This is a genomic window from Nocardia sp. NPDC057227 (assembly GCF_042669725.1).
GTDB classification, from domain to species: Bacteria; Actinomycetota; Actinomycetes; order Mycobacteriales; family Mycobacteriaceae; genus Nocardia; species Nocardia asteroides_A.
On the sequence record NZ_JBHUXA010000014.1, the window covers coordinates 1 to 25,862 of the forward strand.

Genomic DNA, 25,862 nt, shown 5'->3' on the forward strand with positions numbered 1-25,862 from the left:
ATCGTCAGGCGCGCCGGGGCCGGTGCGGCCGCGCTACTACTTGTTGTCGTCCGAGGGGCGGAAGGCCCTGGTGGCCTCGGCGGCCGGGTCGGCGCCCTGTTCCCCGCCGAACGGCTGCGGCTGGGCCTGGCCGCTCTGCGGCTGGGCGGACTGGGCGGGCTGGCTCTGCTGCCCGGCCTGCGGCTGAGCGGACTGCTGCTGCCCGGTCTGCGGCTGGCCGTAGCCCTGGGCGCCGTACTGCGGCTGCTGCTGCCCGCCGAAGTGCTGGGTGGCCTGATCCGAACCGGGGAACGAGCCCTGCTGCGCGCCGTACCCCTGCTGCTGCTGGCCGTACTGCTGGCCGTAGGGCTGCTGCTGCTGCCCGTAGGCGGGCTGGCTCGGCTGGCTCTGCCCGTACGGCTGCTGCTGCTGGACCGGGTACTGCGCCCCGCTCTGCTGGCCGAATGCCTGGGTGGACGGGCTGCCCTGCTGCCCGAACCCGGCCTGCTGGCCCTGCTGCCCGTAGCCGCCCTGCTGGCCGTACCCCGCCTGCTGACCCTGCTGGCCGTACGCGCCCTGCTGACCGTAGGCGCCCTGCTGCCCGAAGTTCTGCTGGCCGAAGTTCTGCTGCGCCGGAGCGGCCGGACGCGGCGCGGGCGGCTTGATGATGCCGAGCTCGAAGAGCACCGCGGCGACCGCGATGGCGGCCTGCACGAAGAGCAGCACCAGGATCACCCAGGCGCCCCACTTCAGCTCCAGCCCCTCGCCCAGGTTGAACGAGACGAAGAGCAGCGCGAAGAACGCCACCACCGCGGCGGCGGCGGCAGGCGGCAGCCAGGCCTGCTTCGGCAGCAGGGAGAAGGCCGCGAGCAGCCCGGCGAAGAGCGCGAAGCCGAGGATCGCCGCCCCGAACGCGGTGTCGAACAGGCTGTTCGACACGTCCGACTCGATCGAGGTGTCGCCGAAGCTCACCGGGGCGGTGGTCAGGAACGGCAGGAAGCCGAGCAGGAAGTTCAGCACGCCGAGCGCCGCGACACCCACCGTCAGCAGGAAGGGCAGCCCCTTGCCCGCAACGCCGGTCGCCGAGGTGCTGGTGGCCGCGCCGGTCGCGCCGGCGCCGGTGCTCGGCGTACCCGCCTGCTGCCCGGTGCTCGGAGTGGCGGAGGGCGGGACGGGGTTGTTATACCCGGAGCCCCCGGTCGGGTAGGACATGTCGTCGTCTCCTTGTCGATGGGTCGAGCGGCGCGGGCCGGTCGAGTCGTGCACGGCTTTCGACGGGTGATTACCCCCGACGCTACTGCAACCCACACCTCGGGTCATCACCAGCCGAGAACAGCGAAGGCCGTCTCCCCGCGGGGGAGACGGCCCTCGATGGCACCCGGTGTGGATCAGGCCGTCACAGCCGCCTTCTCCAGGATTTCGCGGGCCAGCGCGGCGGTCTCGGACGGCGTCTTGCCGACCTTCACGCCCGCGGCCTCCAGCGCTTCCTTCTTGGCCGCCGCGGTGCCGGAGGAGCCGGAGACGATGGCGCCCGCGTGGCCCATGGTCTTGCCCTCGGGGGCGGTGAAGCCCGCGACGTAGCCGACGACCGGCTTGGTGACGTTGGCCTTGATGAAGGCCGCGGCGCGCTCCTCGGCGTCGCCGCCGATCTCGCCGATCATCACGATGAGCTCGGTCTCCGGGTCCTTCTCGAACGCCTCGATGGCGTCGATGTGGGTGGTGCCGATGACCGGGTCGCCGCCGATGCCGATGGAGGTCGAGAAGCCGAAATCGCGCAGCTCGTACATCATCTGGTAGGTCAGCGTGCCGGACTTGGAGACCAGGCCGATCGGGCCCTTGCCGGAGATGTTGGCTGGGGTGATGCCGACCAGCGACTCGCCGGGGGTGATGATGCCGGGGCAGTTCGGGCCGATGATCCTGGTCTTGTTGCCCTTCTCCAGGTTGTAGGCCCACGCGTACGCGGTGTCCTGCACCGGGATGCCCTCGGTGATGACCACGAGCAGCGGGATCTCCGCGTCGATGGCCTCGATGATGGCGTCCTTGGCGAACTTCGGCGGGACGAAGGCGATCGACACGTCGGCGCCGGTCTTCTCGATGGCCTCGGCCACCGAGCCGAACACCGGCAGCTCGACGTCGCTGCCGTCCTTGGCGACGTGCGCGACGGTGGTACCGGCCTTGCGGGCGTTGACGCCGCCGACGACCTGGGTGCCCGCCTTCAGCATCAGCGCGGTGTGCTTGGTGCCCTCGCCGCCGGTGATGCCCTGGACGATGACCTTGGAGTCCTTGTTCAGGAAGATAGACATTGCCGTTATTCCTTACTTGGCCGCGGCCAGTTCGGCCGCCTTGTCGGCGCCTTCGTCCATTGTCTGCGCCAGCGTCACCAGCGGGTGCGCGGCAGCGGCGAGGATCTCGCGACCCTCGTCCACGCGGTTGCCGTCGAGCCGGACCACCAGCGGCTTGGTGGCCGCGTCGCCCAGGATCTCCAGCGCCTTGACGATGCCGTTGGCCACGGCGTCACAGGCGGTGATGCCACCGAACACGTTGACGAACACGCTCTTGACCTGCGAGTCGCCCAGGATGACGTCGAGCCCGGCCGCCATCACCTCGGCCGAGGCACCGCCACCGATGTCGAGGAAGTTGGCAGGCTTGACGCCGTTGTGCGCCTCGCCCGCGTAGGCCACCACGTCGAGGGTGGACATGACCAGCCCCGCGCCGTTGCCGATGATCCCGACCTCGCCGTCCAGCTTGACGTAGTTGAGGTCGTTCTCCTTGGCCTTGAGCTCCAGCGGATCGGTGGCGTCACGATCGGCGAAGGCGTCGTGGTCGGCGTGCCGGAACGAGGCGTTCTCGTCCAGGGTGACCTTGCCGTCCAGCGCCAGGATCTCGTCCTGCGGGGTGCGGACCAGCGGGTTGACCTCGACCAGGGTGGCGTCCTCGGCGACGAAGACCTCCCACAGCTTCTGGATGGTCACGGCCGCGGCGTCGAGCACCTCGGCGGGCAGGTGGCCCTGCTCGGCGATGGAGCGCGCGAAGGCCAGGTCGACGCCCTTGACGGCGTCGACGGAGATCCGGGCCAGCCGGTCCGGCTTGGTCTCGGCGACCTCTTCGATCTCGACGCCGCCCTCGACCGAGCACATGGCGAGGTAGTTGCGGTTGGCGCGGTCCAGCAGGAAGGAGATGTAGTACTCCTCCGCGATGTCCTTCGCCTCCGCGACCAGGACCTTCTTGGTGATGTGGCCCTTGATGTCGAGGCCGAGGATGTTCGTCGCGTGGGTGAACGCGTCGTCCGGGGTGGCGGCGTACTTGACGCCACCGGCCTTGCCGCGGCCGCCGACCTTCACCTGGGACTTGATCATCACCGGCTTGCCGATTTCCTCGGCGATGGCGCGCGCGTCCTCGGCCGTGTCCGTGACGCGGCCCTCCGACGAAGGCACTCCGTGCTTAACGAAGAGCTCCTTCGCCTGATATTCGAAGAGATCCATGTACTCACCGTCTCGTCTGCGTTGTGATGACAACGTCTTTGTTGGGGCCCGACGTCGCAAGCGGGTCGGCTCGGACTCTAATCAGCCGCGCGGAGCGGGAATCGACCGCGTACCACTCGAGTGGCGCAGGTCACGGGGGCGCGGCCGGAGCGGCAAAACCCCCGGTCAACGCTACCGGCGAGTAGGTAGGCAGGTAGAGCCACGGGAGGGTGGGGAGCAGCGCGAGCGCGACACCGACGGCTCGCGTACCCTCACACCGGTGCCCGGCGGGCTGTGCGTCGTTACCGTCCCGTGCGGTGATCAATCTCACATGCTTGGACAGAATGAGCCGAGCACTTGAAGCCTTGTAGTCATTTCGTTACCGTTATGCGGTCGATGTCACAGCAAGGTCACGACACGTGCCAGGTCACGAGGAGGACGGCAAGCTTGTCACAGCACACCACTCCGCAGGTGCACTGCCGCTCTCTCAATGACCGGGTGCCCGGTACCAGGACGATTTACACCTCGATGCTTCTCCTCACCTCCGGTCGGTCCGTCCGATGACCGACGCGCTCTCGTTCGACGCCTTCGCGGGCACCCGCCGCCGTCAGGTCGGCTCGCTGCACCGCTACCGGGACGCCGAGCCGACGGCAGCCGTGCTCCCCTTCCGGCCCGCCGCCCCCGACGACCGAACCGGCCACTGCCTGCCGCACGACGGCACGCCCGGCCACTGGCAGGCCACCGACGGCCGCCAGGCCGGCTCCCGCGATCACGACGCGAGCCGGGGCGGTGCCTGGAACGACGGTGCGCCCGCCGCTCCCGCGTGGGGCGCCGAGCAGGCATGGAACGCCGAGCAGAACTGGAACGACGCTCCCACCTGGAACGCCGACGCCGCATGGGGTGAGCAGCCCGCCACCCAGGAGTGGCACGAGGGCGCCGCCTGGGATTCCGAGCGCAACTGGGACGGCGGCTACGACGAGCCGAGCTGGGGCGCCGACCAGGCGTGGAACCCCGAGCCGCAGTGGAGCCCCGAGCAGACCTGGAGCCCGGACGAGCGCTGGGACGCCGAGCCCGAGGAACCGGCCGAGGAGGCGGGGCCGCGGCCGCGCTACATCGGCTCGCGCGCGGGTCACAAGGCCGGCACCGGCGCACACCGCCTGCCCGCCCCTCCCGGATCGCTCAAGGGCAGGGCCGCTGTCGTCGCCGTCGCCGCGGGCGCTGTCGTCGCCGCCGGTCAGGCCGCGCTGGCCGCCCCCGGTCAGTCCGCGCAGGCCGTCGACTACGAGGCCGCCGGGCAGGTGCACGAGATCGCCGCGCAGTCGATGAGCGTCGCCGACCCGACCACCGCCTCGCCGGAATCGCCGCAGATGCTGAACATCTCCGCGCCAACCGGGCTCGACCAGTTCAGCGACATCCTGCAGAAGGGCGCCAGGTACGCGGAGGATCTGGCAGCGGCCGAATCCGCCAAGTTCCGGCCGCTCTTCGCCAAGTTCACCTCCGGCACCTACACCTCCGGCTACGGCGCCCGCTGGGGCGTGCAGCACCTCGGCCTCGATATCGCCGGGCCGATCGGCACCCCGATCTACGCGGTCGCCGACGGCACCGTGCTGGAGTCCGGGCCCGCCTCCGGCTTCGGCATGTGGGTCCGGCTGCTGCACGACGACGGCACCGTCACCGTGTACGGCCACATCGACACCGCGACGGTGTCGCAGGGCGAGCGGGTGCTGGCGGGCGATCAGATCGCGACTATGGGCAACCGCGGCTTCTCCACCGGCCCGCACTGCCACTTCGAGGTCTGGCTGAACGGCTCGAACAAGATCGACCCGCAGCCCTGGCTGGCCACCCGCGGCATCAGCCTCGGCCAGATGGGCGACTGAGCAACCGCGCCGATCCCGAGCCGGTCAGAGCTTCATCAGTGACCGGCTGAACTGCGGGATGAGGCGGATGGTGCCCGCGGTGCCGAAATCGATGGTCACCGTCGCCAGCGGCCCGACGCCGTCGGCGGCGACCACCCGGCCGAGGCCGTACTTGTCGTCGGTCACCCGATCGCCCACCGCAAGCACCAGGTCGGTGTTGTTCCGCTTGACCCCGCCGCCCGGTGCGGGCCTGCGCGGCCCGCCGCGCACGCCGGGGCGCTCGTCCCAGCCACTGCCGCGGGTCCAATCCCTGGCCATGCCCTCGTCGTCGCCGCGCCTGCGGCCGCGCCCCGCGACCTGGCTCACCGGCTCCAGCCGCTGCCAGTCGATGAGGTGCTGCGGGATCTCCTGGAGGAAGCGGGATTCCGGGTTGCTCACCGGTTGGCCCCAGCCGGAGCGCACCACCGCGCGGGAGAGGTAGAGCCGCTGCCTGGCCCTGGTGATGCCGACGTACGCCAGCCGGCGCTCCTCCGCCAGCTCGGTCGGATCGCCGAGCGCCCGCATGTGCGGGAACTGCCCGTCCTCCCAGCCGGTCACGAAGACAACGGGGAACTCCAGCCCCTTCGCGGTGTGCAGCGTCATCATGGTGACCACGCCGGTGCCCTCGTCCGGGATCTGGTCGGTGTCGGCGACCAGCGAGACCCGCTCCAGGAAGGCGGCCAGCGAGCCCGGGTCGGGTTCGCCCTCCTCGGCCTCCGGCACCAGCCCCTCGGTGGCCGCCGCCTCGGCGTTGTTGTGCGCCTCGGAGCTGAATTCCCGCGCCACGCTGACGAGCTCGTTCAGATTGTCCAGCCGGGCGCCGTCCTGCGGGTCGTCCGACGCCGCCAGTTCGGCGCGGTAGCCGGTGCGGTCGAGCACCGCGTCGACCACGGTGCCGACGTCGAAGTAGGCGGCGTCCGGCTGGGCGCCGAGCGCGCGCACCTCGTCCAGCAGGTCGAGGAAACCGGCGATAGCGCGCTGCGCCCTGGTGTTCAGCAGCGCGACCTTGCCCTCCGCCGCGTCCCGCAGCGCCGCCCCGAAGCCGAGGTCGCGCTGCTCGGCGTGCACCGCGACGCAGGCCTCCGCCCGGTCGCCGATGCCACGGCGCGGGGTGTTCAGGATGCGGCGCATGCTCACCGCGTCCTCCGGGTTCGCCAGCACCCGGAGGTAGGCCACGATGTCGCGCACCTCCTTGCGCTCGTAGAACCGGACGCCGCCGACCACCTTGTACGGCAGCCCCATCCGGATGAAGATCTCCTCCAGGGCGCGCGAGTTGTTGTTGGTGCGGTAGAAGACCGCGACGTCGCCGTAGTTGGCGTCACCCGCGTCGACCAGCCGATCGATCTCCTTGGCGACGAAGGATGCCTCGTCGTGCTCGTTGTCCGCGACGTAGCCGACGATCAGGTCGCCCTCGCCGGAATCGGTCCACAGCCGCTTCTCGCGCCGGTTCTCGTTGCGCGCGATCACCGCGTTCGCGGCGGAGAGGATGTGCTGGGTGGAGCGGTAGTTCTGCTCCAGCAGGATGGTCTCCGCGTCCGGGAAGTCGCGCTCGAACTCCTCGATATTGCGGATCGTCGCGCCGCGGAAGGCGTAGATGGACTGGTCCGCGTCGCCGACCACGCAGAGCTCGCTCGGCGGCACCTCGCTGTGCAGCTCGCGGCCGTCGGCCCCCTGCTCCGGCGCGCCGGTCGCGTGCCCGACCAGCTCGCGGATCAGCACGTACTGCGCGTGGTTGGTGTCCTGGTACTCGTCGACCAGGACGTGCCGGAAGCGGCGGCGGTAGTACTCGGCCACCTCGGGGTGGTTCCGCAGGATCGCGACCGTCTCGCCGATCAGGTCGTCGAAGTCGAGCGCGTTCGCCCCGCGCAGCCTGCGCTGGTACTCGGTGTAGACCTTGGCGACCAGGGTGGGCAGCTCGGACTCGTCGGACTCCGCGTCCGCCACCGCCTGCGCCGGGCCGATCAGCTCGTTCTTCAGGTTGGAGATCGCGGTGGCGAGCAACCGGGCCGAGTACTTCTTGACGTCGATCTCCATGTCCCGGCTGATCATGGTGAGCAGCCGCCGCGAATCGTCCGCGTCGTAGATGGAGAAGTTGGAGTTCATGCCGGGCAGCAGCGCGGCCTGCATGCGCAGGATCCGCACGCAGCTGGAGTGGAACGTGGAGACCCACATGCTCTGCGCGCGCGGCCCGACCAGCCCGGCCACCCGCTCGCGCATCTCGGCGGCGGCCTTGTTGGTGAAGGTGATGGCCAGGATCTCCCCGGTGTGCGCGCCGCGGGCGGCGAGCAGGTAGGCGATCCGGCGGGTCAGCACAGCGGTCTTGCCCGACCCCGCGCCCGCCACGATGAGCAGCGGCGCCCCGGCGTGCACGACGGCGGCGCGCTGCTGCGGGTTCAGCCCCTCGAGCAGGTGCTCGGCCTCGTCCGCGCGCTTGCGCTCGCGCTCGACGCGCAGCCGCTCGCGCTCGTCCTGGCTGAGCGGGGCCTGCGCGGTGAGCGCGACCCGCTTCGCCGGGGCCGGACCCGTTCGATCCGTGTTCGTTTCGTTCTGCGCCACCGTGATGTCCATTGCCCGTCCACGCTACCGGCGCGCACCGACAGAACCGAGCCCGGACCGGGGCTCTCGCCACACACCGGCCCCGCCGGAGCGGGTATGGCAGACTGGGCGCGTGATCAGCAACCCGACCCGCAGCCCGGAGTTCCGGTTGTCCGCAGGCCACCCTTTCCGCGGATCCTGATCCACGTGTGACCGTGCGGGGGGAGAATACAAGGTCCACCAGGTCTGTTTCAGAGTGAAAGAACTGATCGGTAACGACCAGGGGATGACGACCGATCCACGTTCTGACACGAGGAGATGAATGATGAGCACCCCTGCCACCACCGCCGGGTCGAATTCCGCGCCGTCCCCCGGGTCCGACGCGGCGCTCCCGCAGAGCGAGGCCGAGATCGAGACGCTCCGCAAGGAGATCGATCGGCTCGACGCGGAAATCCTCGCCGCCATCAAACGGCGCAGCGAGATCTCCCGGGTGATCGGCCGGACCCGGATGGCCTCCGGCGGCCCGCGCCTGGTGCACAGCAGGGAGATGAAGGTGCTCGAGCGCTTCAGCGAGCTCGGGCAGGAGGGGCACACCCTCGCCATGCTGCTGCTCCGCCTCGGCCGCGGGCGCCTCGGCCACTGAGCTCGGCCCACCCGGCCGCCGGAGCGAGTAACCCGCGCCGTCAACCGGCTGCCCCCGGCACCGGCCCAGCCACCGAGCACCACCGCCCCCGGCGCTGAACCCGGCCGCAACCGGCTCCCACCCCTCCTCGTGAAAGCCGCCCCGGATCTTCGGATCCGGGGCGGCTTTCACATATTTCTCAACTCAGGTGAGCGCGATGTACTTCGTCGAGAGGTACTCCTCGATGCCCTCACTGCCACCCTCGCGCCCGAACCCGGAGGACTTGACCCCGCCGAACGGCGCGGCGGTATCGGAGATCACGCCGCGGTTCACCCCGACCATGCCGCTCTCCAGCCCCTCCGCGATCCGCAGCGCGCGCTCGAGATCCCGGGTGTAGATGTAGGCGACCAGCCCGAATTCGGTGTCGTTGGCGGCGGCCAGCCCCTCCTCCTCGGTCTCGAAGGTGACCACCGGCGCCACCGGTCCGAAGACCTCCTCGCGCAGGATGCGGGCGTCCGGGGGCAGCTCGGCGAGCACCGTCGCGGGGTAGTACCAGCCGGCGCCATCCGGCCGCTCGCCGCCGATCCTGACCTTCGCGCCCTTCGCGACCGCGTCCTCGACCAGCTCCGAGACCGTGTCCAGCTGGTCCTCGCTGACCAGCGGGCCGAGCGTGGTCTCCGGGTCGGTGCCGGGCCCGAGCACCACCGACTCCATCGCCTTCGCGAACTTGGCGGTGAACTCCTCCGCCACTCCGGCCTGCACGTGGAAGCGGTTGGCCGCGGTGCACGCCTCGCCGCCGTTGCGCAGCTTGGCCAGCATGGCGCCCTGCACCGCGGCGTCGATGTCGGCGTCGTCGAAGACCACGAACGGGGCGTTGCCGCCCAGCTCCATGGAGGTGCGCAGGAGCAGCGGCGCGGCCTGCTCGACCAGCTTCCGCCCCACCTCGGTGGAGCCGGTGAAGGTCAGCTTGCGCAGCCGGGAATCCTCCAGCAGCGGCTTGGTGACCGCGGCCGAGCGGCTGGACGGGATCACCGAGAGCACGCCGTCCGGCAGCCCCGCCTCGCTGCACAGCTTGGCCAGCAGCAGCATGGTGAGCGGGGTCGCCGAGGCGGGCTTGACCAGCATGGTGCAGCCGGCCGCGAGCGCGGGGCCGATCTTGCGGGTGCCCATGGCGAGCGGGAAGTTCCACGGGGTGATGGCCAGACACGGCCCCACCGGCTGCTTGTGCACGATGATCCGGCCGGTGCCGAGCGGCGAGTGCTGGTAGCGGCCGTGCACCCGGACCGCCTCCTCGGCGAACCAGCGGAAGAACTCGGCGCCGTAGCGCACCTCGTTGCGGCTCTCCGGCAGCGCCTTGCCCATCTCCAGCGTCATGAGCAGCGCGAACTCCTCGCTGCGCGCGGTGATCGCCTCGAAGACGGCGCGCAGGATCTCGCCGCGCTCGCGGGACGGGGTCGCGGCCCACTCGGCCTGCACGGCGACGGCGGCGTCCAGCGCCTTGACCGCGTCGCGCGGGCCCGCGTCGGCGATCTCGAGCAGGGTGTCGCCGGTCGCCGGGTTGTGCACGGCGAAGGTGCCGCCCTCGACCGGGTCGGCCGGGCCGCCGATCCACAGCGAGGTCGGGACGGATGCGAGAACTTCGAGTTCGGAGGCCATGTCGCCAGCCTAACTACCGCGTGCGTGGTTACCGGGTGGTCCGGGCCGGGCTCACAGCCTGCCGCGCAGCAGCAGGTTCCAGTAGACGCGCGGCAGGACGTAGCGGTCGAAGGCCCAGGCGCTGCGGCGGGGCCGGAGCGGGTCGAGGAACGAGGGCAGTGCCGAGGAGATGGCGCCGCTCCGGTCGAACTCGGCGGCGATGAGCCGGTGCGCGTCGGTGGCGATCGGTGCCACGGTGTACCCGTCGTATTCGCGCAGTGGGTCCCCGGCGCGGGCGGCGACGATATTGTCGGCGAGCACCGCGATCTGGCGGCGCAGGGCACCGCCGGACGGGTCGGTGGCGACCGCGGCGGCGTCGCCGGCCGACCAGACGTCGTCGAAGGTGCGGTGCCGCAGCGACCCGGGATCGATGTCGACCAGCCCGTGCGATGCGTCGGCGAGCCCGGAGGTCTCGATCCACCGCGGGCCGCGGAACGGGGGGACCAGGTGCAGGAGGTCGTAGGGCAGCCGATGCTCGCTCCCCTCCGCACCGACGGTGACCGCCCGGTCATCGGGGTGCAGGGCGACGACGGTGGTGTCGTGCCACACCCGGACATTCAGGGCGGCCAGGTGGGACAGCAGCGCGTCGTCGAGTTTCCGCACGCCGATCAGGTGCGGGCGGTCGACGACCAGCGCGAGGTCGATGGTGTCCAGGATTCCGCGGCGCCGCCAGTGGGCCGCGGCGAGGAACAGCGGCTTGATCGTCGTTCCGGTGCAGCTCACCGGTGCTCTCGGCACCGTGAAGACGACCCGGCTCCCGGGTTCGAGGGTGCGCACGAGTTCCCAGGTCCGCGCCGCCCGGTCGAGATAGTTGCTGGTCACGCCCGGTGCGTCGAGCGCCGCGTCGAGGCCGGGCAGCGCGTCGGTGTCGGGGACCAGCCCGGGAGCAACGACGAGATCGCGATAGCCGACGACCGCACCGGACGCGCAGCGCACCCGGTGCGCCGACGGCTCGACCGCGACCACCGCGTCGCGGATCCAGCTCGCTCCGGCGGGCGTGACCGAACGCTGGGTCCGCTCCGCCTGCGTCAGGCTCGCCTGCCCGCCGCCGACGTAGGACAGCAGCGGCCGGTAGGTGTGCACCGCGTTCGGCTCGATGACGGCGACATCCTCGATCCCGAGCCGGATCAGCCGGGCGGCCGCGCTGATGCCCGCGTTGCCGCCGCCGATGATCACCACGTCGAAGTGCCGTTCGGGTCTGGTCGCCGTCATCGCCCGGACCTACCCCCGCCCCCCGCGTCGAAACGATCCGTGTGACCGCGGCCCGCCCGCTGTAATGTCGGTGGGCGTGAGCAGCGACATCACCGCGTCGGCGGCCTGGCGGAAACTGCACGATCACCACGAGGGCGTCGGGGGGACCCACCTACGCGAATTCTTCGCCGACGATCCGGAGCGCGGGCGCGAGCTCGTCGTCGGAGTCGGCGACCTGCGCATCGACTACAGCAAGCACCGCGTCACCCGCGAAACCCTCGCGCTGCTCACCGAACTGGCGCGCGAGGCGGATGTCGCCGGGCACCGGGACGCCATGTTCCGCGGCGACCACATCAACACCAGCGAGGACCGCGCGGTCGGGCACATCGCCCTGCGCGCCCCCGCCGGGGAGCCGCTGACCATCGACGGCGCCGACGCCACCGCCGAGGTGCACGACGTACTGCGCCGGATGGGCGAGTTCACCGACGCGGTGCGCTCCGGCGAGTGGCGCGGCGCCTCCGGCGAGCGCATCCACACCGTGGTGAACATCGGCATCGGCGGCTCCGACCTGGGCCCGGTCATGGTGCACCGGGCGCTGCGGCACTACGCCGACGCCGGTGTGGACGCCCGCTTCGTCTCCAATGTGGACCCCGCCGACCTGGTCGCCAAGCTCACCGGGCTCGACCCGGCGCACACGCTCTTCGTCATCGCCTCCAAGACCTTCTCCACCCTGGAGACGCTCACCAACGCCACCGCAGCCAGGCGCTGGCTCACCGCCGCGCTCGGCGAGGACGCGGTGGCCAAGCACTTCGTCGCGGTCTCCACCAATGCCGAGCGGGTCGCCGAGTTCGGCATCGACACCGCGAACATGTTCGGCTTCTGGGACTGGGTCGGCGGGCGCTACTCGGTGGACTCCGCCATCGGGCTCTCGGTCATGGCGACGGTCGGGAAAGAGCGGTTCGCCGAGTTCCTCGCCGGGATGCACGCCGTGGACCGGCACTTCGCCACCGCGCCGCCGGAGGCCAACGCGCCGGTGCTGCTCGGGCTGCTCGGCGTCTGGTACTCGAACTTCTTCGGCGCGGAATCCCGTGCCGTGCTGCCGTACTCGAACGACCTCGACCGTTTCCCCGCCTACCTGCAGCAGCTCACCATGGAGTCGAACGGCAAGTCGGTGCGCGCCGACGGCACCCCCGTGCGCACCTCCACCGGCGAGATCTTCTGGGGCGAGCCGGGCACCAACGGCCAGCACGCCTTCTACCAGCTGCTGCACCAGGGCACCCGGCTGGTCCCCGCCGACTTCATCGGCTTCGCCACCCCCACCGACGACCTGCCGACCAGGGACGGCACCGGCAGCATGCACGACCTGCTCATGAGCAACCTCTTCGCGCAGACCAAGGTGCTCGCCTTCGGCAAGACCGCCGAGGAGATCACCGCCGAGGGCACCGACGCCGCGCTGGTGCCGCACAAGGTCATGCCAGGCAATCGGCCGACCACCACGATCCTCGCGCCCAGACTCACCCCGTCGGTGGTGGGTCAGCTGATCGCGCTGTACGAGCACATCGTGTTCGTGGAGGGCGTCATCTGGGGCATCGACAGCTTCGACCAGTGGGGCGTCGAGCTGGGCAAGCAGCAGGCGCTCGCCCTCGAACCGCTGCTCACCGCTGCCGAGGAGCCCGAGCCGCAGGACGACTCCTCCACCGACGCCCTCATTCGCTGGTACCGCGCATCCCGCGGGTGATCGCCCCGGTGGCGACGGCGAGCAGGATGCCGACCACCACCAGGTCGAACACGATCTGCAGCATGGTGACGATGCGCGCCGCCTGCCCGATGGCGTGCACGTCGCCGAAGCCGACGGTGCCCAGCGTGACGATGGTGTAGTACAGCGCGTCGGTGCGCGTCACCAGCCCGTCGAACTGGCCGGGGTCGTTCGTCGCCAGCAGGTAGTAGGTGAGCGCGAAGAAGACGATGGTCACCGTGAGCAGCAGCAGAATGCCGTCCACCTGCCTGCCCGCCCGCTGCGGGGCCGCGGTCAGGCGGCGGATGTGCCGGTCGATCAGCTGGGCCAGTCCGGCCAGGCCCGCGAGGAAGACGAGCACGCCGATGATGCGGTCCTCGAGGTCCAGGTTCAGCGGGATGCCGTAGTAGACGAGCAGGGCGCAGAGGATCGCGATGCCGTTGCGGAGCAGGCGGGTGCGGTGCGAGTCGGGCGGGGGCATCGGTTCATCATGTGTCCGTTGCGGGAGCCATCGCGGTACCCGCGCCGCAGCGGCGTGCGCTGGATATCAGCCGGTACCACGCGGGAACTCGTGGAGTACGAGATCGGCGCGGTGGCGGGTGCGGGCGATCAGGTCGGCGTTGCGCAGGTCGCTGGCGACGACCTTGTGGTGCGCCTCCTGAGCGCTGCGACCGCCTGCGCGGTGCCGCGCCAGCAACCGTTCGGTGAGGAGGTCGCGCGGGGCGTCGAGGTACCAGACCTCGTCCAGGAGGGGGCGGACCTCGGGCCAGGTCAGCAGGTAGTTTCCTTCGACCAGCGCGATGCGCTGGGTCGTGAAGGTGACGCCCGCCGGTGTCGGCTCGTCCCTGGCGCGGTCGAAGGTCGGCCAGGGAACTCGGGTTTCGCTTCGCAGTGCGCGGAGGTTCGCCACGAATCCCTCGACGTCGAAGGTGTCCGGCTCGCCCTTGCGCTCCCGCGCGCCGCGCTCGTCCAGGACGGCGTTCGGCAGGTGGTAGCCGTCCATCGGGGCGATCTCCGCGTCCGGCGCGAGGGCGGTGCGCAGCGCCTCGGCCAGGGTGGACTTGCCGGTGCCCGGCGGGCCGGTGATGCCGAGCAGGAAGCGGCGGTCTCCCGTTCCGGCGCGGGCCCGGACTCGGCTGGCGAGTTCACCGAGCACCGGGATCGACCCATCGTGCGAGATTCCCCGGGGCCCGGTCATAGCAGGATGTATACACCCGGTTCGGCTACCAGCAGCTGCGGTAGTACTCGCACTGTCAGCTCACGAATGCCCGCTCGATGATCGACTGCGTGTCGACGCCGACCGGGAGGGTGCCGAAGGCGATGCCCCAGTCGTCACCGAGCCGGGTGGCGCAGAAGGCGTCGGCGACGGCGGAGTGGCCGTGCCGGACCAACTGGGCGCCCTGCAGGACCAGGGCCATGAGCTCGATGACGCGGCGGGCGCGGTACTCGATGTCGGAGAAATCCGAGAGCTCCTTGCCGACGCGGTCGATGACGTCGTCCAGGCGCGGGTCGGCGCCGCGGGCGAGCGAGACCTCGGCGAAGTACGCCTCGACCGACTCCGGCTGGCGGGCCATGGCGCGCAGCGCGTCGAGCGCGGCGACATTGCCCGACCCCTCCCAGATGGACATGAGCGGCGCCTCGCGGTAGAGCCGCGGCATCCCGGACTCCTCCGCGTACCCGTTGCCCCCGAGGCACTCCAGCGCCTCGGCGGCGTGCGCGGGGGCCCGCTTGCAGACCCAGTACTTGGTGATGGCGAGCGCGATCCGGCGCAGCGCGGCCTCGGCGGGGTCGGTGCCCGCCCGGTCGGTGGCGCCCGCCAGCCGCAGCATGACGGTGGTGGCGGCGTCCGACTCGATCACCAGGTCGGCGAGGACGTTGCGCATGGCGGGGTGGTCGATCAGGGGCTTGCCGAAGGTCTGCCGGTGCCTGGCGTGGTGCACGGCGTGCACGGCGCCGACGCGCATGCCGGTGGCCGAGCCGATCACGCAGTCCAGCCTGGTCATGTTGACCATCTCGATGATGGTCTTCACGCCTGCGCCCTCGGGGCCGACCAGCCAGCCGGTGGCGTTCTCGTACTCGATCTCGGACGACGCGTTCGACCTGTTGCCGAGCTTGTCCTTGAGCCGCTGGATCCGGATCGGGTTGCGGGTGCCGTCCGGCAGCACCCGGGGCAGCAGGAAGCAGGAGAGCCCGCCGGGCGCCTTGGCCAGGGTGAGGAACATGTCGGACATGGGCGCGGAGGTGAACCACTTGTGCCCGACGATCCGGTACCCGCCGTCCGGCCGCGGGGTGGCGGTGGTGGTGTTGGCTCGGACGTCCGAGCCGCCCTGCTTCTCGGTCATGGACATGCCCGCGATCAGCCCGGTCTTGCCGGACGGCTCGCGCAGCCCGAAGTCGTAGCTGCGCGAGCCGAGCAGCGGCTCGAAACGGGCGGCGAGCTCGGGGTTGTGCCGGAGCGCGGGAATCACGGCGTAGGTCATGGAGATCGGGCACATGTGGCCCGCGTCGGCGACGCCCCAGGTGTAGAACTTGGCGGCCCGCGCGACGTGCGTGCCCGGCCGGTCGTCCAGCCAGGGCGAGCCGTGCAGGCCGTGCTCGACGGCGACCGCCATGAGCTGGTGCCAGGCCGGGTGGAACTCGACCTCGTCGATCCGGTTGCCGTAGCGGTCGTGCGTGCGCAGCACCGGCGGGTAGTCGTTCGCCAGCCTGCCCCACTCCTGCGCCTCGGCGCCGCCTGCGCGCAGGCCGAGCGCGCGGACCTCGGGCTCGGCCCAGCCGCCGCCCTCGCGGTGCAGCCCCTCGAGCAGGGCCGGGTTGCGGGAGACGTCGAACGGGACGAGCTCGGGCACCTGGTTGAAGACGTCGTGGGTGTGCATGGTCGCTCCTCTCAGCGGAGGCCGAGCGCGCGGAGCGCGAAGGCCACCAGGTCGTCGATGACGGCGGCGTCGGCGGGTTCGGCGGCGAGCGGGCCGACCAGCACCTCGCCGATCGCGCCGACCAGTGCCGCCGCGGTCACCGCAGGCCGCTGCGGCGGTAGTTCGCCGCGGGCGATGCCCGCCGCGACCGCGCCCTCGAAGGTTTCGGCGAAGGCGCGCCGGAAGTGCAGCCGCTCGGCGTCGACGGCGGCGTCCACCGGCTCGGCGAGCAGCACGTAGGCCAGCTTGGGGTTGCGCAGGGCGCGGCCGGCGAAGGTGTTGACCGCCGCCGAGACCCGGTCCGCCGCCGAGAGCTCTTCGGCGTTGGCGGCCGAGCGCACCGCGGCGACCTCGCGCGTGACCACCTCGAGGAAGACGGCGCGCACCAGCTCGGTCTTGCCCGCGTAGTGCTTGTAGACGGTGCCGGTGGCGATCTCGGCCTCGGCGGCCACCGCGGCCATCGAGAGCCCGGCGAAGCCGTCGCGGGCGAGCACCCGACCGGCGGCCTGGGTGATCAGCCCGGCCTTGGCATCGAGCCGAGCCTGCACGGCGGGTGTTCTGCGGTACGCCACCCAAGAAGTGAATCATCCGTTCACTTCTTGGCGCAAGGGGTAGGGTCGACCCGTGAATGCTGTGCGGGTAGAACGCTCCGGCCCCGTGACCACGGTGATCCTGGATCGCCCCGAGGCGCGCAACGCGGTGGACGGCCCCACCGCCGCCGCGCTGAGCGCCGCCTTCCGCGAGTTCGACGCGGACGAGGAGGCGGCCGTCGCCGTGCTCTGGGGCGCCAACGGGACGTTCTGCGCGGGCGCCGATCTGAAGGGGCTCGGCACCGAGCGTTCGAACATCGTCACCGAGGACGGCGACGGCCCGATGGGGCCGACCCGGCTGGTGCTGAGCAAGCCGGTGATCGCCGCCGTCGCGGGGTACGCGGTGGCGGGCGGGCTGGAGCTGGCGCTCTGGTGCGATCTGCGAATCGCGGAGGAGGACAGCACCTTCGGCGTCTTCTGCCGGCGCTGGGGGGTACCGCTCATCGACGGCGGAACGGTGCGGCTGCCGCGGATCGTCGGGCAGGGGCTGGCCATGGAGCTGATCCTCACCGGGCGGGCGGTGGACGCCGCCGAAGCGCTCGCCATCGGACTGGCGAACCGGGTGGTCCCGGCCGGGCAGGCGCGGGTCGCCGCCGAGCGGCTCGCGCTGGAGCTGGCCGGGCTGCCGCAGGCGTGCCTGCGCTCGGACCGCATGTCGGTGCTGGAGCAGGAGGGGCTGGACGAACCCGCCGCGCTGCGCGCCGAGTACCAGCACGGGTTGCGGGCGCTCGCGGGCGGCGCGCTGGAGGGGGCGCGGCGGTTCGCCTCCGGGGCGGGCAGGCACGGGGAGACCGCCTCGTCGTGACGGCACGGCTGAGCGTCGTCGACGAGATCTTTCTGCGGACCCATCGCGGGCTGGGCACGCCGATCGTCCTGCAGGGGGTGTGGCGGACCGCGGAGCGGGTGCCCGTCGGGGTGCTGTGGGCGCTGCGCGAGGGGTTGCGGACCGGGGAGCTCGGGCGGCGGGTTCGAAGCGCGCGGGTGCCTGGGGCGCGGCGCGCCTGGGTGCGGAATGTGCGGGGGTTGCCGCTGGTGCTGTACGGGGTGATTCCGGTTGCGGGGCTGCTGGATTGGGCCGATGCGCGGGGTGGCGAGCTGGATCCGTCGCGCGGGCCGGGGTGGCGGTTGGCGTACGCGCCGCTCGCCGATGGCGGGGCGGTGGTGTCGCTGACCTGCTCGCACGTGCTGGCCGATGGCCGCGCGCTGGTGCTGGCGGCGGATCGCGCGCTGCGCGGGGTCGCGGGTGCGGTCGAGGCCCTTCCGCTGGACGCGCGGGGTGACTGGGCGGATGCCGGGCGGCAGTGGAGTGTGGTGCTCGAGGGAACCGGGCGGGCGTGGTGGAACAGGGTGCGAACCGAGATGGCCAGGGGTGTGCGGCGGGTCGTCGAGGCGCAGCCACGGCGGCCTGCCGAGACCCTCGCCCGGAACGCACTCCCGGCGGACCGCCGGGCACCGCGGCTCCGCACCTCATCGGCGGGCACCGGCAACGCCACCGTCACCTTGGTTGCCCAATCCCCGGTCGAAACCTGGGATTCCATCGCCACGAACTCCGGCGGCACCCCGAACAGCCTGTTCGTCGCGGTGATCGCGCACACCCTCTGGGAACTCGGCTACCAGCCCGACGAACTCACCGCGAGCCTCCCGGTCGACACCCGCGCCGAGCCGCGGGTGGACAACGACCTCGCCGTGACCGCCGTCCGGATCACCCGCTCCGACACACCGAAAGACCTGCGCGAGAAGACCCGCGCCGCCTACGAGTACCGGATCACCAGCCCGGCCGGGATCCCGGAGGAGATCCTCCAGGTGATCCCGGACCGCCTGGCGCACACCCTCGCCGCCGGTGCGGGCGAGCGCGACATCCTCTGCTCGAACATCGGCCCGCTCCCCGGCTCCATCGGCGCGCTCGGCCCGAGCCGCTGCACCGGCATGGCCGCCCGCGCCATCCACCCCGGCCTGCGCCGGGACCGCCTGCCGCGCACCCGCCTGGCCGGCTACCTCTGCCACCTCGGCGGCGAATACACCCTGGCCCTGGTGAGCCTGGAACCCGAGCGCAGCCGCGCCGACCTGCGCGCCGCCCTGCTGCGCGCCGCCGAACCCTTCGGGCTGCCGCTCACACCGTGGTGACGGCCACCCGGCCGAGCACCGAATCCGGCACCGGCACCCCGGGTTCCAGGTCGGCCGAGGAGACCGGCGGGTCGAAGACCTGACGCAGCGGAAGCACCCCGGCCCAGACCCCGCCCGCCGCGATGTCGTCGGCGTCGTCCATCGGGCCGCCGGTGCGCACCTTGACCGACGCCTCGGTGAGATCCAGCGCGAGCACCAGCGTCGCCGCCAGCTCCTTGGCGTTGGGCGGACGCACCCGCTCCCAGGAGCCGGGGGCGGTGTGCTCGACGACCACGCGCAGCGCGTGCAGCCGCTGCTCGGGGTCGGTGAGCCGCTCCGGCCTGCCGTGGATCACGGCGGAGCGGAAGTTCATCGAGAAGTGCATGGCCGAGCGGGCGTAGACGATGCCGTCCACCTGGGTGACGCTCACGCAGACATCGCCGGTGAGCGCGGCCCGCATGTTGCCCGCCCCGGTGGAGCCGTGCAGGTAGAGGGTGTCGCCGTCGCGGCCGTAGACGGTCGGCACCACCAGCGGGGCGCCGCCGAGGACGACGCCGAGGTGGCAGAGCGCGCCCGCGTCGAGCAGGGCGTCGAGTTCGGCGCGGTCGGTGCGGCCACGTTCCCGGCTGCGGGTGAGCTGGGATCGCGGGGTCGGGGCGAGCGGGGCGCGTTCGGTCATGGTTCCAGCGTGCGCGAGCGAGTGGCATTATCGAAGGGCCAATCCCCGGGCACTTCGGAAGACCACTTCGCGGGTCCACACGGACTCCGGCCGCGCTGTGGCGAGTGCCGGCTCCCGCAGCGGGCGGGTGCGGCCGGGTTGGCGCAGCGCGACCTCGACTCGGGACGATCGAAGGAGGACCGGACCGGATGACCACCCCCGCTGACGATCTACCCCTCACCATCGACCGGATGAGCGCGGTCCCGCTCGCCGTCCAGGTCGCGGACGGCCTGCGCGGCGCGGCGGGCTCCGGTGTCCTGCGCCGGGGCGACCGGCTCCCTTCGTCCCGGGCACTCGCGACCCGGCTCGGGGTGAGCCGCACCGTGGTCGCCGCGGCGTACGACCGCCTGCACGCCGAGGGCTGGCTCGGCGGGCGGCAGGGCTCGGGCACCTACCTGCTCGCCGCCCCCGCCGCGGCCCCGGCGACCCCGGCGCCACTGCCGTCCGAGACCGAGCCCGGCGGGCTGATCGACCTCGCCCCCGGCGCACCGTGCGCGGCCGTCATCGACCGCGCGGCTTGGCGCCGGGCCTGGCGCGCCGCCGCCGACCGGCCGCCGGCCACCAGGCGCGACCGCGCAGGCGAGCCCGCCTACCGCAGCGCCGTCGCCGAGCACCTGCTGCGCCACCGCGGCCTGGCCGCGGGCCCAGAGGTCACCGTGCTGGCGACCACCGGCACCGGCGCCGCCGTCTCGGAGATCGCCGCCGCCGCGCTGCCGCCCGGCGCGACGGTGGCCGTCGAGGACCCCGGCTACCAGCGCGCGGTCGGCGGCCTCCTGGCGGCCGGGCTGCGGGTGCTCCCGGTGCCGGTGGACGACGGCGGGCTGCGCGTCGACCTGATCCCGGAGGGTGTAGCGGCCGTCTACTGCACCCCCGCGCACCAGTTCCCGCTCGGCAGCCGGATGAGCGCCGAGCGCCGGGTGCGCCTGGTCGACCTGGCCCGCGAGCGACGGCTGCTGGTGCTGGAGGACGACTACGACGGCGAACTCCGCTATGACACCGCCCCGCTGCCGCTGCTCGCCGCGCTGGCCCCGGACGTGGTGGTGCACCTCGGCACCACCAGCAAGATCCTCTCCCCCACGCTCGGCGCGGGCTGGCTGGTCGCCGCCCCGGAGGTGGCCGCCGCGGTGCTCGACCACCGCGACCGCACCGGAACCGCGCCGTCGCCCGCGGGCCAGCTGGTCCTCGCCGAACTCGCCGCGCACGGCGACCTCGCCGGCCACCTGCGCAAACTGCGCCGGGTCATGCCTGCCCGCAGGGCAATGCTGCTATCCCACCTGACCGGGCTGGAAGTGCTCGGCGACGACGCGGGCTCGCACGTCGTCGTCCCGCTCCCCGACGCCGCCGCCGAACAGGCCGCGGTGGCCGCCGCCAGGGCCCGCGGCGTGCTCTTCGACGGCCTGGCCCGGCACCACCTGGGCGCGCGACACCACTTCGGCGTCGCGCTCGGCTACTCGGCGGCGAGCGAATCGGAGCTCGCCGTCGCCGCTCGGATAGCGGGCGAGTGCCTGCGGCGGTCGTAGCATGGGCGGCATGAGCGAACAGGACCTCCTGGCCCGTATCCGTGAACTGGTCGACCGGGAGCACGAGCTCCGGTCGCAGGCCGAGAACCGGGAGATCGATCCGGAGACCGAGCGCCGCAAACTCGCCGAGCTCGAGGTCACCCTCGACCAGTGCTGGGACCTGCTGCGGCACCGCCGGGCCCGGCTGGACGCGGGCGAATCCCCCGACGACGCCGAGGTGAACCCGCCCGGCCAGGTCGAGAACTACCTCCAGTAACCGTGGCCGACACCACGGACGAGTTCGACGTCATCGTGATCGGCGCGGGGCCTGCGGGCGAGAACGCCGCCGCCTACGCCATCGCGGGCAGCGACCGCACCGCCGCGCTGGTCGAGCGCGAGCTGGTCGGCGGCGAGTGCTCCTACTGGGCCTGCATTCCCAGCAAGGCGCTGCTCCGCCCCGGCCACGTGCTCGCCGCGGCCAGGGCCATGCCCGGCGTCACCGCCGACGGCCTCGACGTGGCCGCGGTGCTGGCCCGCCGCGACTCCTTCACGCACCGCGACGACACCGGCCACGACGACTGCTCCCAGGTCGACTGGGCCGAGGACAACCGGATCACGGTGGTCCGCGGGCACGGCCGGCTCGCGGGCGAGCGCGCCGTCGAGGTGGGCGGCCGCACCCTGCGTGCCAGGCACGCCGTCGTGCTGGCCACCGGTACCACCGCCGCCGTGCCCGATGTCCCCGGCCTGCGCGCGGCGCTGCCCTGGACCTCCCGGGACGCCACCGCCGTCACCGAGATCCCCGGCCACATCGCGATCATCGGCGGCGGCGTCGTCGCCTGCGAGGCCGCGACCTGGCTGGCCGCGCTCGGCGCGCGGGTCACGCTGCTGGTGCGCGGGCAGGCGCTGCTCGCCGGTAACGAGCCGTTCGCGGGCGAGCGGGTCGCGGCCGAGCTCACCGGCACCGGGCGGGTCGAGATCCGCTTCGGCGCGCAGCCCGAGCGGGTGCTCCGGCCGGATGCCGCCGACACCGCCGAGGGCCGGATCCACGGCGGCCTGGTCACCGTCGAGCTGGGCGGTGGCGAATCCGTCACGGCGGACGAGATCCTGGTGGCCGCGGGCCGTGCCCCGCACACCGGCGACCTCGGGCTCGCCACCGTCGGGCTGGAGCCCGGCTACATCGCGGTCGATGACCAGCTCACCGTCGACGGGGTGCCCGGCGAGTGGCTGTACGCGGTCGGCGACGTGAACCACCGGGTCGCGCTCACGCACATGGGCAAGTACCAGGCCAGGGTGGCGGGCGATGTGATCGCCGCCCGCGCCGAGGGCCGCCCGCTGGACAGCTCCCGCTACACCGCGCTGGCCGATCACGACCTCGCGCCGCAGGTGGTCTACACCGCGCCGGAGGTGGCGGCGGTCGGGCTCACCGAGGCCGCGGCCAGGGAGCGCGGGCTCACGGTCTCGGCGGTCGAGCTCGACATCGCCGTTGCCGGTTCTTCGCTGGCAAGAGACGACTACGCCGGGCACGCCAAGCTGGTGATCGACGAGACCACCGACACCCTGGTCGGCGCCACCTTCGTCGGCCCGGACGTCGGCGAGCAGCTGCACGCCGCGACCATCGCGGTGGTCGGCCGGGTGCCGCTGGCGACGCTGTGGCACGCGGTTCCGGCGTTCCCTGCGGTCAGCGAGTTCTGGCTGCGGTTGCTGGAGGCGCGGCGGTAGCGCTGGCACTCGGTGCCGACAGGGTCTGCGGTACCGCCGGTTCCGGTTACCCCTGTCGGCAAGCGCTCGCGCTGGATACCATCGGGGCATGGTGGCAACGACAGACATCACGATCGCCGACGGAGTAGTCCGCGGTCGTCGCGGTCGTCGCGTACTGCGCTGGCGATCCATTCCGTACGCGGCCCCGCCCATCGGCGACCAGCGCTTCCGGGCGCCGCAGCCGGTGCAGCCGTGGACCGGTGTCCGGGACGCGACCGAGTTCGGGAACGCGGCCATGCAGCACCGCGAGGGCGCCAGGATCGGCCCGCGCGGGTACCAGCCGACCAGCGAGGATTCGCTGACACTCAATGTCACGGTGCCCGCGCGGGAATCCGCGTCGCCGCGGCCGGTGCTGGTCTTCATCCACGGCGGCGGGTACCTCTTCGGCACCTCGGCGCTCGGGCTCTACTCCGGTGCCAGGCTGGCCCAGCGCGGCGACGCCATCGTGGTCTCGCTGAACTACCGGCTCGGCGTCTTCGGCTACGTGGACTTCAGCGAGTACAGCAGCGAGAGCCGGGCCTACGAGAGCAATCTGGGGCTGCGCGACCAGGTCGCCGCGCTGCGCTGGGTGCGCGACAATATCGCCGCCTTCGGTGGCGACCCGGGCAATGTCACGATCTTCGGCGAATCCGCGGGCGCGCACGCCGTGCTCGCGCTGCTCAGCACTCCGGAGGCAGGCGGCCTCTTCCACCGCGCGATCTCCCAGAGCCCGCCCGCCGACTGGGCGATGACCGCCGACGACGCGCGCACCTTCGCCCGCCGCTGCCTGGACGAACTGAGCATCTCCCCGGAGGCGGCGAACAAGGAGCTCAGCACGGTCGACGGGCACGATCTGCGCCGCGCCTTCAACAAGGTCGCGCGCCGGGTGGTGCACGAGCGCCGCGGCCTCTTTCCCACCGCGCCGGTGGTCGACGGCGACTACCTGCCGCTCCCGCCGGTGCAGGCCATCGAGGAGGGCAAGGCGCACCGGGTGCCGCTGATCATCGGCACCAACCGGGACGAGGGCACGCTCTTCGCCAAGTTCGCCGACGAGCTGCCGACCACCCCCGACCGGCTGCGCTCCGCGCTGGAGTCGGTCGGCGCCGACCAGGAGCGGATCGCCGCCGCCTACCCCGGCTTCGCGGAGAACCCGCGGGTCGCGGTCCGGGCGGGTGGCGACTACGTCTTCTGGCGGCCGTCGCTGCGGGTCATGGCCGGGCACAGCAAATACGCCCCGACCTACGCCTACCGCTACGACTTCGCGCCGCGCGCCCTGCACCTCGCCGGGCTCGGCGCCACCCACGCCTCCGACCTGATCCCGGTCTTCGGCGGCGGCGACGGCCCGCTCGGCCGCGCCATCACCGCGGCGGGCGGCGGCAGCGGGCTGCGCGCCGTCACCAGGCAGTTCCAGGAGAACTGGGTGGAGTTCGCGCGCACCGGTTCGCCGCTGCCCTCCTGGCCCCGCTACACCGAGGAGCGGCGCAGCACCCTGATCATCGACGACCCGACCCGGGTCGAACACGATCCGGAGCCGACGAAGCGGCTGGCCTGGCAGGGCGTCGGGGTGCCGAGCCTCACTTGAGCAGCCGGGACATCCGGCGGTCGGCGAGAATCCGGCCGCCGGTCTGGCAGGTGGGGCAGTACTGGAACGAGCGGTCCACGTAGGACACCTCGCGCACGGTGTCGCCGCAGACCGGGCAGGGCTCGCCGGTGCGGGCGTGCACCCGCATGCCCGAGCGCTTCTCGCCCTTGAGCCGGGCGGCGTCCTGCCCGACCGAGCGCCGCACCGCGTCGGTGAGCACCGCGCGCATGGCCGCGTACAGCTCGCCCGTCTTCGCGTCCGGCAGCGTCTTGGTATTGGCGAACGGCGAGACCTTGGCGGTGTGCAGGATCTCGTCGGAGTAGGCATTGCCGATGCCCGCCAGCAGCGTCTGGTCGACGATGGCGGTCTTGATCCGCTGCGAGGTGCCGTGCAGGATCGCGCCGAACTCGGCCTCGGTGAGCGCGAGCGCATCCGGGCCGAGCCGCGCGATGCCGGGCACCTGCTGCGGATCGTCCACCACGTACACCGCGAGCCGCTTCTTGGTGCCCGCCTCGGTGAGGTCGAAGGCAGGCGTCGCCCCCTCCGGGGTGAAGAAGTGCACCCGCAGCGCCAACGGCCCCTTCCCCGGCTTCGGCGGCGTCGCGCTCGGCTCGTCGATCCAGCGCAGCCAGCCGCCCCTGGACAGATGCGTGAGCAGCCACAACCCGCCGCAATCCAGCCCGAGGAACTTCCCGAACCGCCCCGCCCCGGTCACATCCCGCCCGGAGAGCGCCGTGATCGGCGGCTCGAAGGTCTTCACCGCGCTCAGCGCCGCCACATCGATCCGCCCGACCACCGCACCGGTCGCATGCTCCCGCAGGAACTGCGCCAGCGCCTCGATCTCCGGTAGTTCGGGCACAGGGCCAGGTTACCGGCGTGCCCCGACAGGTGCGGGGATGGCGAGGCGGGGAGTTGCACCCCGGCGACCCGACGTGGAGACTAGTTGTCGATGCCGTATCCCCTGGGGTGCGGAAGTGAGGCCGGGCCCCCTGATGGAATCAGGCGCCCGGCCTTCGCGCTGTCAGGGGTCGACCTCGACGATGTCGACGACCGTGCTCAGCGCCTCCCAGTACCGGTGCCTGCCATCGAGCCACCAGGTCAGCGCGCCCGCGACGACATCGGCCGCCCACAGCGCCGGGTCGTCCGATGCCTTCGTCCAGCCGACGGTGACCTCTCGGCGGAACCCCGGTTGCTTGCGCAGGGTCACCAGCAGCGCGCGGTCGCGCGCGTCCTGTTCGGCACGGCGGGATTCGAAACAGATCGCGTCGACGCCGCGCTCGGAAAGGACGCGCAGCAACACCTTCAGGCAGAGCCTCCGAGCACGCTCCGGCCCGACCTCGGGATCATGCAGGTAGACCGTGACCACCCCGGACATCGGCAGCGCGGCAACGGCTTTGGCGATGTGCTCGAGCCGCTCGTCGCGCCAGTGCACGCGCGGTGTCCTGCCGTACCGCAGGGCGAGCATGGTCTCCCGCACCTCGGCCAGCGCGGACTCGGGCACGATGACCGCGGCGAGGGTGTAGACGCACGCGCCCTCGAGCGATCGGCGCCGGGCGGACTCGTCGACGACAAGCAAACAGCATCGGGAACGGACCTTCCGGAGCG

Annotated in this window: 22 protein-coding genes; 9 read left to right on the forward strand and 13 right to left on the reverse strand. The window is 72.2% G+C overall.

Features of this window, described 5'->3' with window-relative positions:
* Positions 1-36: 36 nt before the first annotated feature.
* From ACFUJ1_RS20085 to sucC, 3 genes are all read right to left on the reverse strand, one after another.
* Positions 37-1,191, reverse strand: a complete 1,155-nt coding sequence (locus tag ACFUJ1_RS20085) for a DUF5336 domain-containing protein (protein ID WP_378647651.1) — start codon at positions 1,189-1,191, stop codon at positions 37-39.
* 176 nt (positions 1,192-1,367) lie between these two features.
* Positions 1,368-2,282, reverse strand: coding sequence for a succinate--CoA ligase subunit alpha (gene sucD / locus ACFUJ1_RS20090; RefSeq protein WP_067653234.1), 915 nt, complete (start codon positions 2,280-2,282; stop codon positions 1,368-1,370).
* A 12-nt stretch (positions 2,283-2,294) separates the two neighbouring features.
* On the reverse strand, positions 2,295-3,461 hold the full coding sequence (gene sucC / locus ACFUJ1_RS20095) for an ADP-forming succinate--CoA ligase subunit beta (protein ID WP_378647653.1): 1,167 nt from the start codon (positions 3,459-3,461) through the stop codon (positions 2,295-2,297).
* Positions 3,462-4,096: 635 nt separating this feature from the next.
* Here sucC and ACFUJ1_RS20100 point away from each other — a divergent pair.
* Positions 4,097-5,317 (forward strand): M23 family metallopeptidase, encoded by a 1,221-nt coding sequence (locus ACFUJ1_RS20100; RefSeq protein ID WP_378647828.1) that lies wholly within the window; start codon positions 4,097-4,099, stop codon positions 5,315-5,317.
* 24 nt (positions 5,318-5,341) lie between these two features.
* Here the strand turns inward: ACFUJ1_RS20100 and ACFUJ1_RS20105 are convergent, their stop codons facing one another.
* Positions 5,342-7,903, reverse strand: coding sequence for a UvrD-helicase domain-containing protein (locus ACFUJ1_RS20105; RefSeq protein WP_378647655.1), 2,562 nt, complete (start codon positions 7,901-7,903; stop codon positions 5,342-5,344).
* Positions 7,904-8,195: 292 nt separating this feature from the next.
* On the opposite strand from ACFUJ1_RS20105, the gene ACFUJ1_RS20110 reads away from it, so the two are divergent.
* A complete protein-coding gene (locus ACFUJ1_RS20110; protein ID WP_233021020.1) occupies positions 8,196-8,513 on the forward strand; it encodes a chorismate mutase in 318 nt (105 codons plus the stop codon).
* Positions 8,514-8,696: 183 nt separating this feature from the next.
* On the opposite strand, the gene ACFUJ1_RS20115 is transcribed toward ACFUJ1_RS20110, so the two are convergent.
* Complete coding sequence (locus ACFUJ1_RS20115) at positions 8,697-10,148, reverse strand: NAD-dependent succinate-semialdehyde dehydrogenase (protein ID WP_378647658.1); 1,452 nt, start codon at positions 10,146-10,148, stop codon at positions 8,697-8,699.
* Positions 10,149-10,199: 51 nt separating this feature from the next.
* Positions 10,200-11,399, reverse strand: coding sequence for an NAD(P)/FAD-dependent oxidoreductase (locus ACFUJ1_RS20120; RefSeq protein ID WP_378647660.1), 1,200 nt, complete (start codon positions 11,397-11,399; stop codon positions 10,200-10,202).
* 76 nt (positions 11,400-11,475) lie between these two features.
* Here ACFUJ1_RS20120 and pgi point away from each other — a divergent pair, with 76 nt between their 5' ends.
* A complete protein-coding gene (gene pgi / locus ACFUJ1_RS20125) occupies positions 11,476-13,116 on the forward strand; it encodes a glucose-6-phosphate isomerase (RefSeq protein ID WP_378647662.1) in 1,641 nt (546 codons plus the stop codon).
* On the opposite strand, the gene ACFUJ1_RS20130 is transcribed toward pgi, so the two are convergent.
* The 4 genes from ACFUJ1_RS20130 to ACFUJ1_RS20145 form a co-directional block, all read right to left on the reverse strand.
* Positions 13,085-13,594, reverse strand: coding sequence for a potassium channel family protein (locus tag ACFUJ1_RS20130; RefSeq protein WP_378647664.1), 510 nt, complete (start codon positions 13,592-13,594; stop codon positions 13,085-13,087). The genes pgi and ACFUJ1_RS20130 overlap by 32 nt on opposite strands.
* A gap of 66 nt (positions 13,595-13,660) precedes the next feature.
* Complete coding sequence (locus ACFUJ1_RS20135; RefSeq protein ID WP_378647666.1) at positions 13,661-14,311, reverse strand: nucleoside/nucleotide kinase family protein; 651 nt, start codon at positions 14,309-14,311, stop codon at positions 13,661-13,663.
* 55 nt (positions 14,312-14,366) lie between these two features.
* Positions 14,367-15,989: an acyl-CoA dehydrogenase family protein gene (locus ACFUJ1_RS20140; protein WP_378647668.1), complete on the reverse strand. Its 1,623-nt coding sequence runs from the start codon at positions 15,987-15,989 to the stop codon at positions 14,367-14,369.
* A gap of 11 nt (positions 15,990-16,000) precedes the next feature.
* The gene (locus ACFUJ1_RS20145; RefSeq protein ID WP_378647670.1) at positions 16,001-16,600 is read right to left on the reverse strand and encodes a TetR/AcrR family transcriptional regulator; all 600 of its coding nucleotides are present in this window, start codon (positions 16,598-16,600) and stop codon (positions 16,001-16,003) included.
* Between the two features lie 61 nt (positions 16,601-16,661).
* On the opposite strand from ACFUJ1_RS20145, the gene ACFUJ1_RS20150 reads away from it, so the two are divergent.
* On the forward strand, positions 16,662-17,423 hold the full coding sequence (locus ACFUJ1_RS20150; RefSeq protein WP_378647830.1) for a crotonase/enoyl-CoA hydratase family protein: 762 nt from the start codon (positions 16,662-16,664) through the stop codon (positions 17,421-17,423).
* Positions 17,420-18,742, forward strand: coding sequence for a hypothetical protein (locus ACFUJ1_RS20155; RefSeq protein ID WP_378647672.1), 1,323 nt, complete (start codon positions 17,420-17,422; stop codon positions 18,740-18,742). Before ACFUJ1_RS20150 ends, ACFUJ1_RS20155 begins: the two co-directional genes overlap by 4 nt.
* Here the strand turns inward: ACFUJ1_RS20155 and ACFUJ1_RS20160 are convergent.
* A complete protein-coding gene (locus tag ACFUJ1_RS20160; protein ID WP_378647674.1) occupies positions 18,729-19,400 on the reverse strand; it encodes a pyridoxamine 5'-phosphate oxidase family protein in 672 nt (223 codons plus the stop codon). The two genes, ACFUJ1_RS20155 and ACFUJ1_RS20160, sit on opposite strands and share 14 nt — an antisense overlap.
* A gap of 188 nt (positions 19,401-19,588) precedes the next feature.
* Between ACFUJ1_RS20160 and ACFUJ1_RS20165 the strand changes: the two genes are divergently transcribed.
* From ACFUJ1_RS20165 to ACFUJ1_RS20180, 4 genes are all read left to right on the forward strand, one after another.
* Positions 19,589-20,959 (forward strand): PLP-dependent aminotransferase family protein, encoded by a 1,371-nt coding sequence (locus ACFUJ1_RS20165; protein WP_378647676.1) that lies wholly within the window; start codon positions 19,589-19,591, stop codon positions 20,957-20,959.
* A 10-nt stretch (positions 20,960-20,969) separates the two neighbouring features.
* Positions 20,970-21,215: a DUF2630 family protein gene (locus tag ACFUJ1_RS20170; RefSeq protein ID WP_233020549.1), complete on the forward strand. Its 246-nt coding sequence runs from the start codon at positions 20,970-20,972 to the stop codon at positions 21,213-21,215.
* Positions 21,216-21,217: 2 nt separating this feature from the next.
* Positions 21,218-22,657 carry a dihydrolipoyl dehydrogenase family protein gene (locus ACFUJ1_RS20175; RefSeq protein WP_378647677.1) on the forward strand — a complete coding sequence of 480 codons (1,440 nt, stop codon included), beginning with the start codon at positions 21,218-21,220 and terminating at the stop codon, positions 22,655-22,657.
* An 88-nt stretch (positions 22,658-22,745) separates the two neighbouring features.
* Entirely contained in the window at positions 22,746-24,257 is a 1,512-nt protein-coding gene (locus tag ACFUJ1_RS20180; protein ID WP_378647679.1) for a carboxylesterase/lipase family protein, read from the forward strand.
* On the opposite strand, the gene ACFUJ1_RS20185 is transcribed toward ACFUJ1_RS20180, so the two are convergent.
* On the reverse strand, positions 24,250-25,116 hold the full coding sequence (locus ACFUJ1_RS20185) for an Fpg/Nei family DNA glycosylase (RefSeq protein WP_378647681.1): 867 nt from the start codon (positions 25,114-25,116) through the stop codon (positions 24,250-24,252). The genes ACFUJ1_RS20180 and ACFUJ1_RS20185 overlap by 8 nt on opposite strands.
* Before the next feature lie 162 nt (positions 25,117-25,278).
* The gene (locus ACFUJ1_RS20190) at positions 25,279-25,833 is read right to left on the reverse strand and encodes a hypothetical protein (RefSeq protein WP_378647683.1); all 555 of its coding nucleotides are present in this window, start codon (positions 25,831-25,833) and stop codon (positions 25,279-25,281) included.
* Positions 25,834-25,862: the final 29 nt, after the last annotated feature.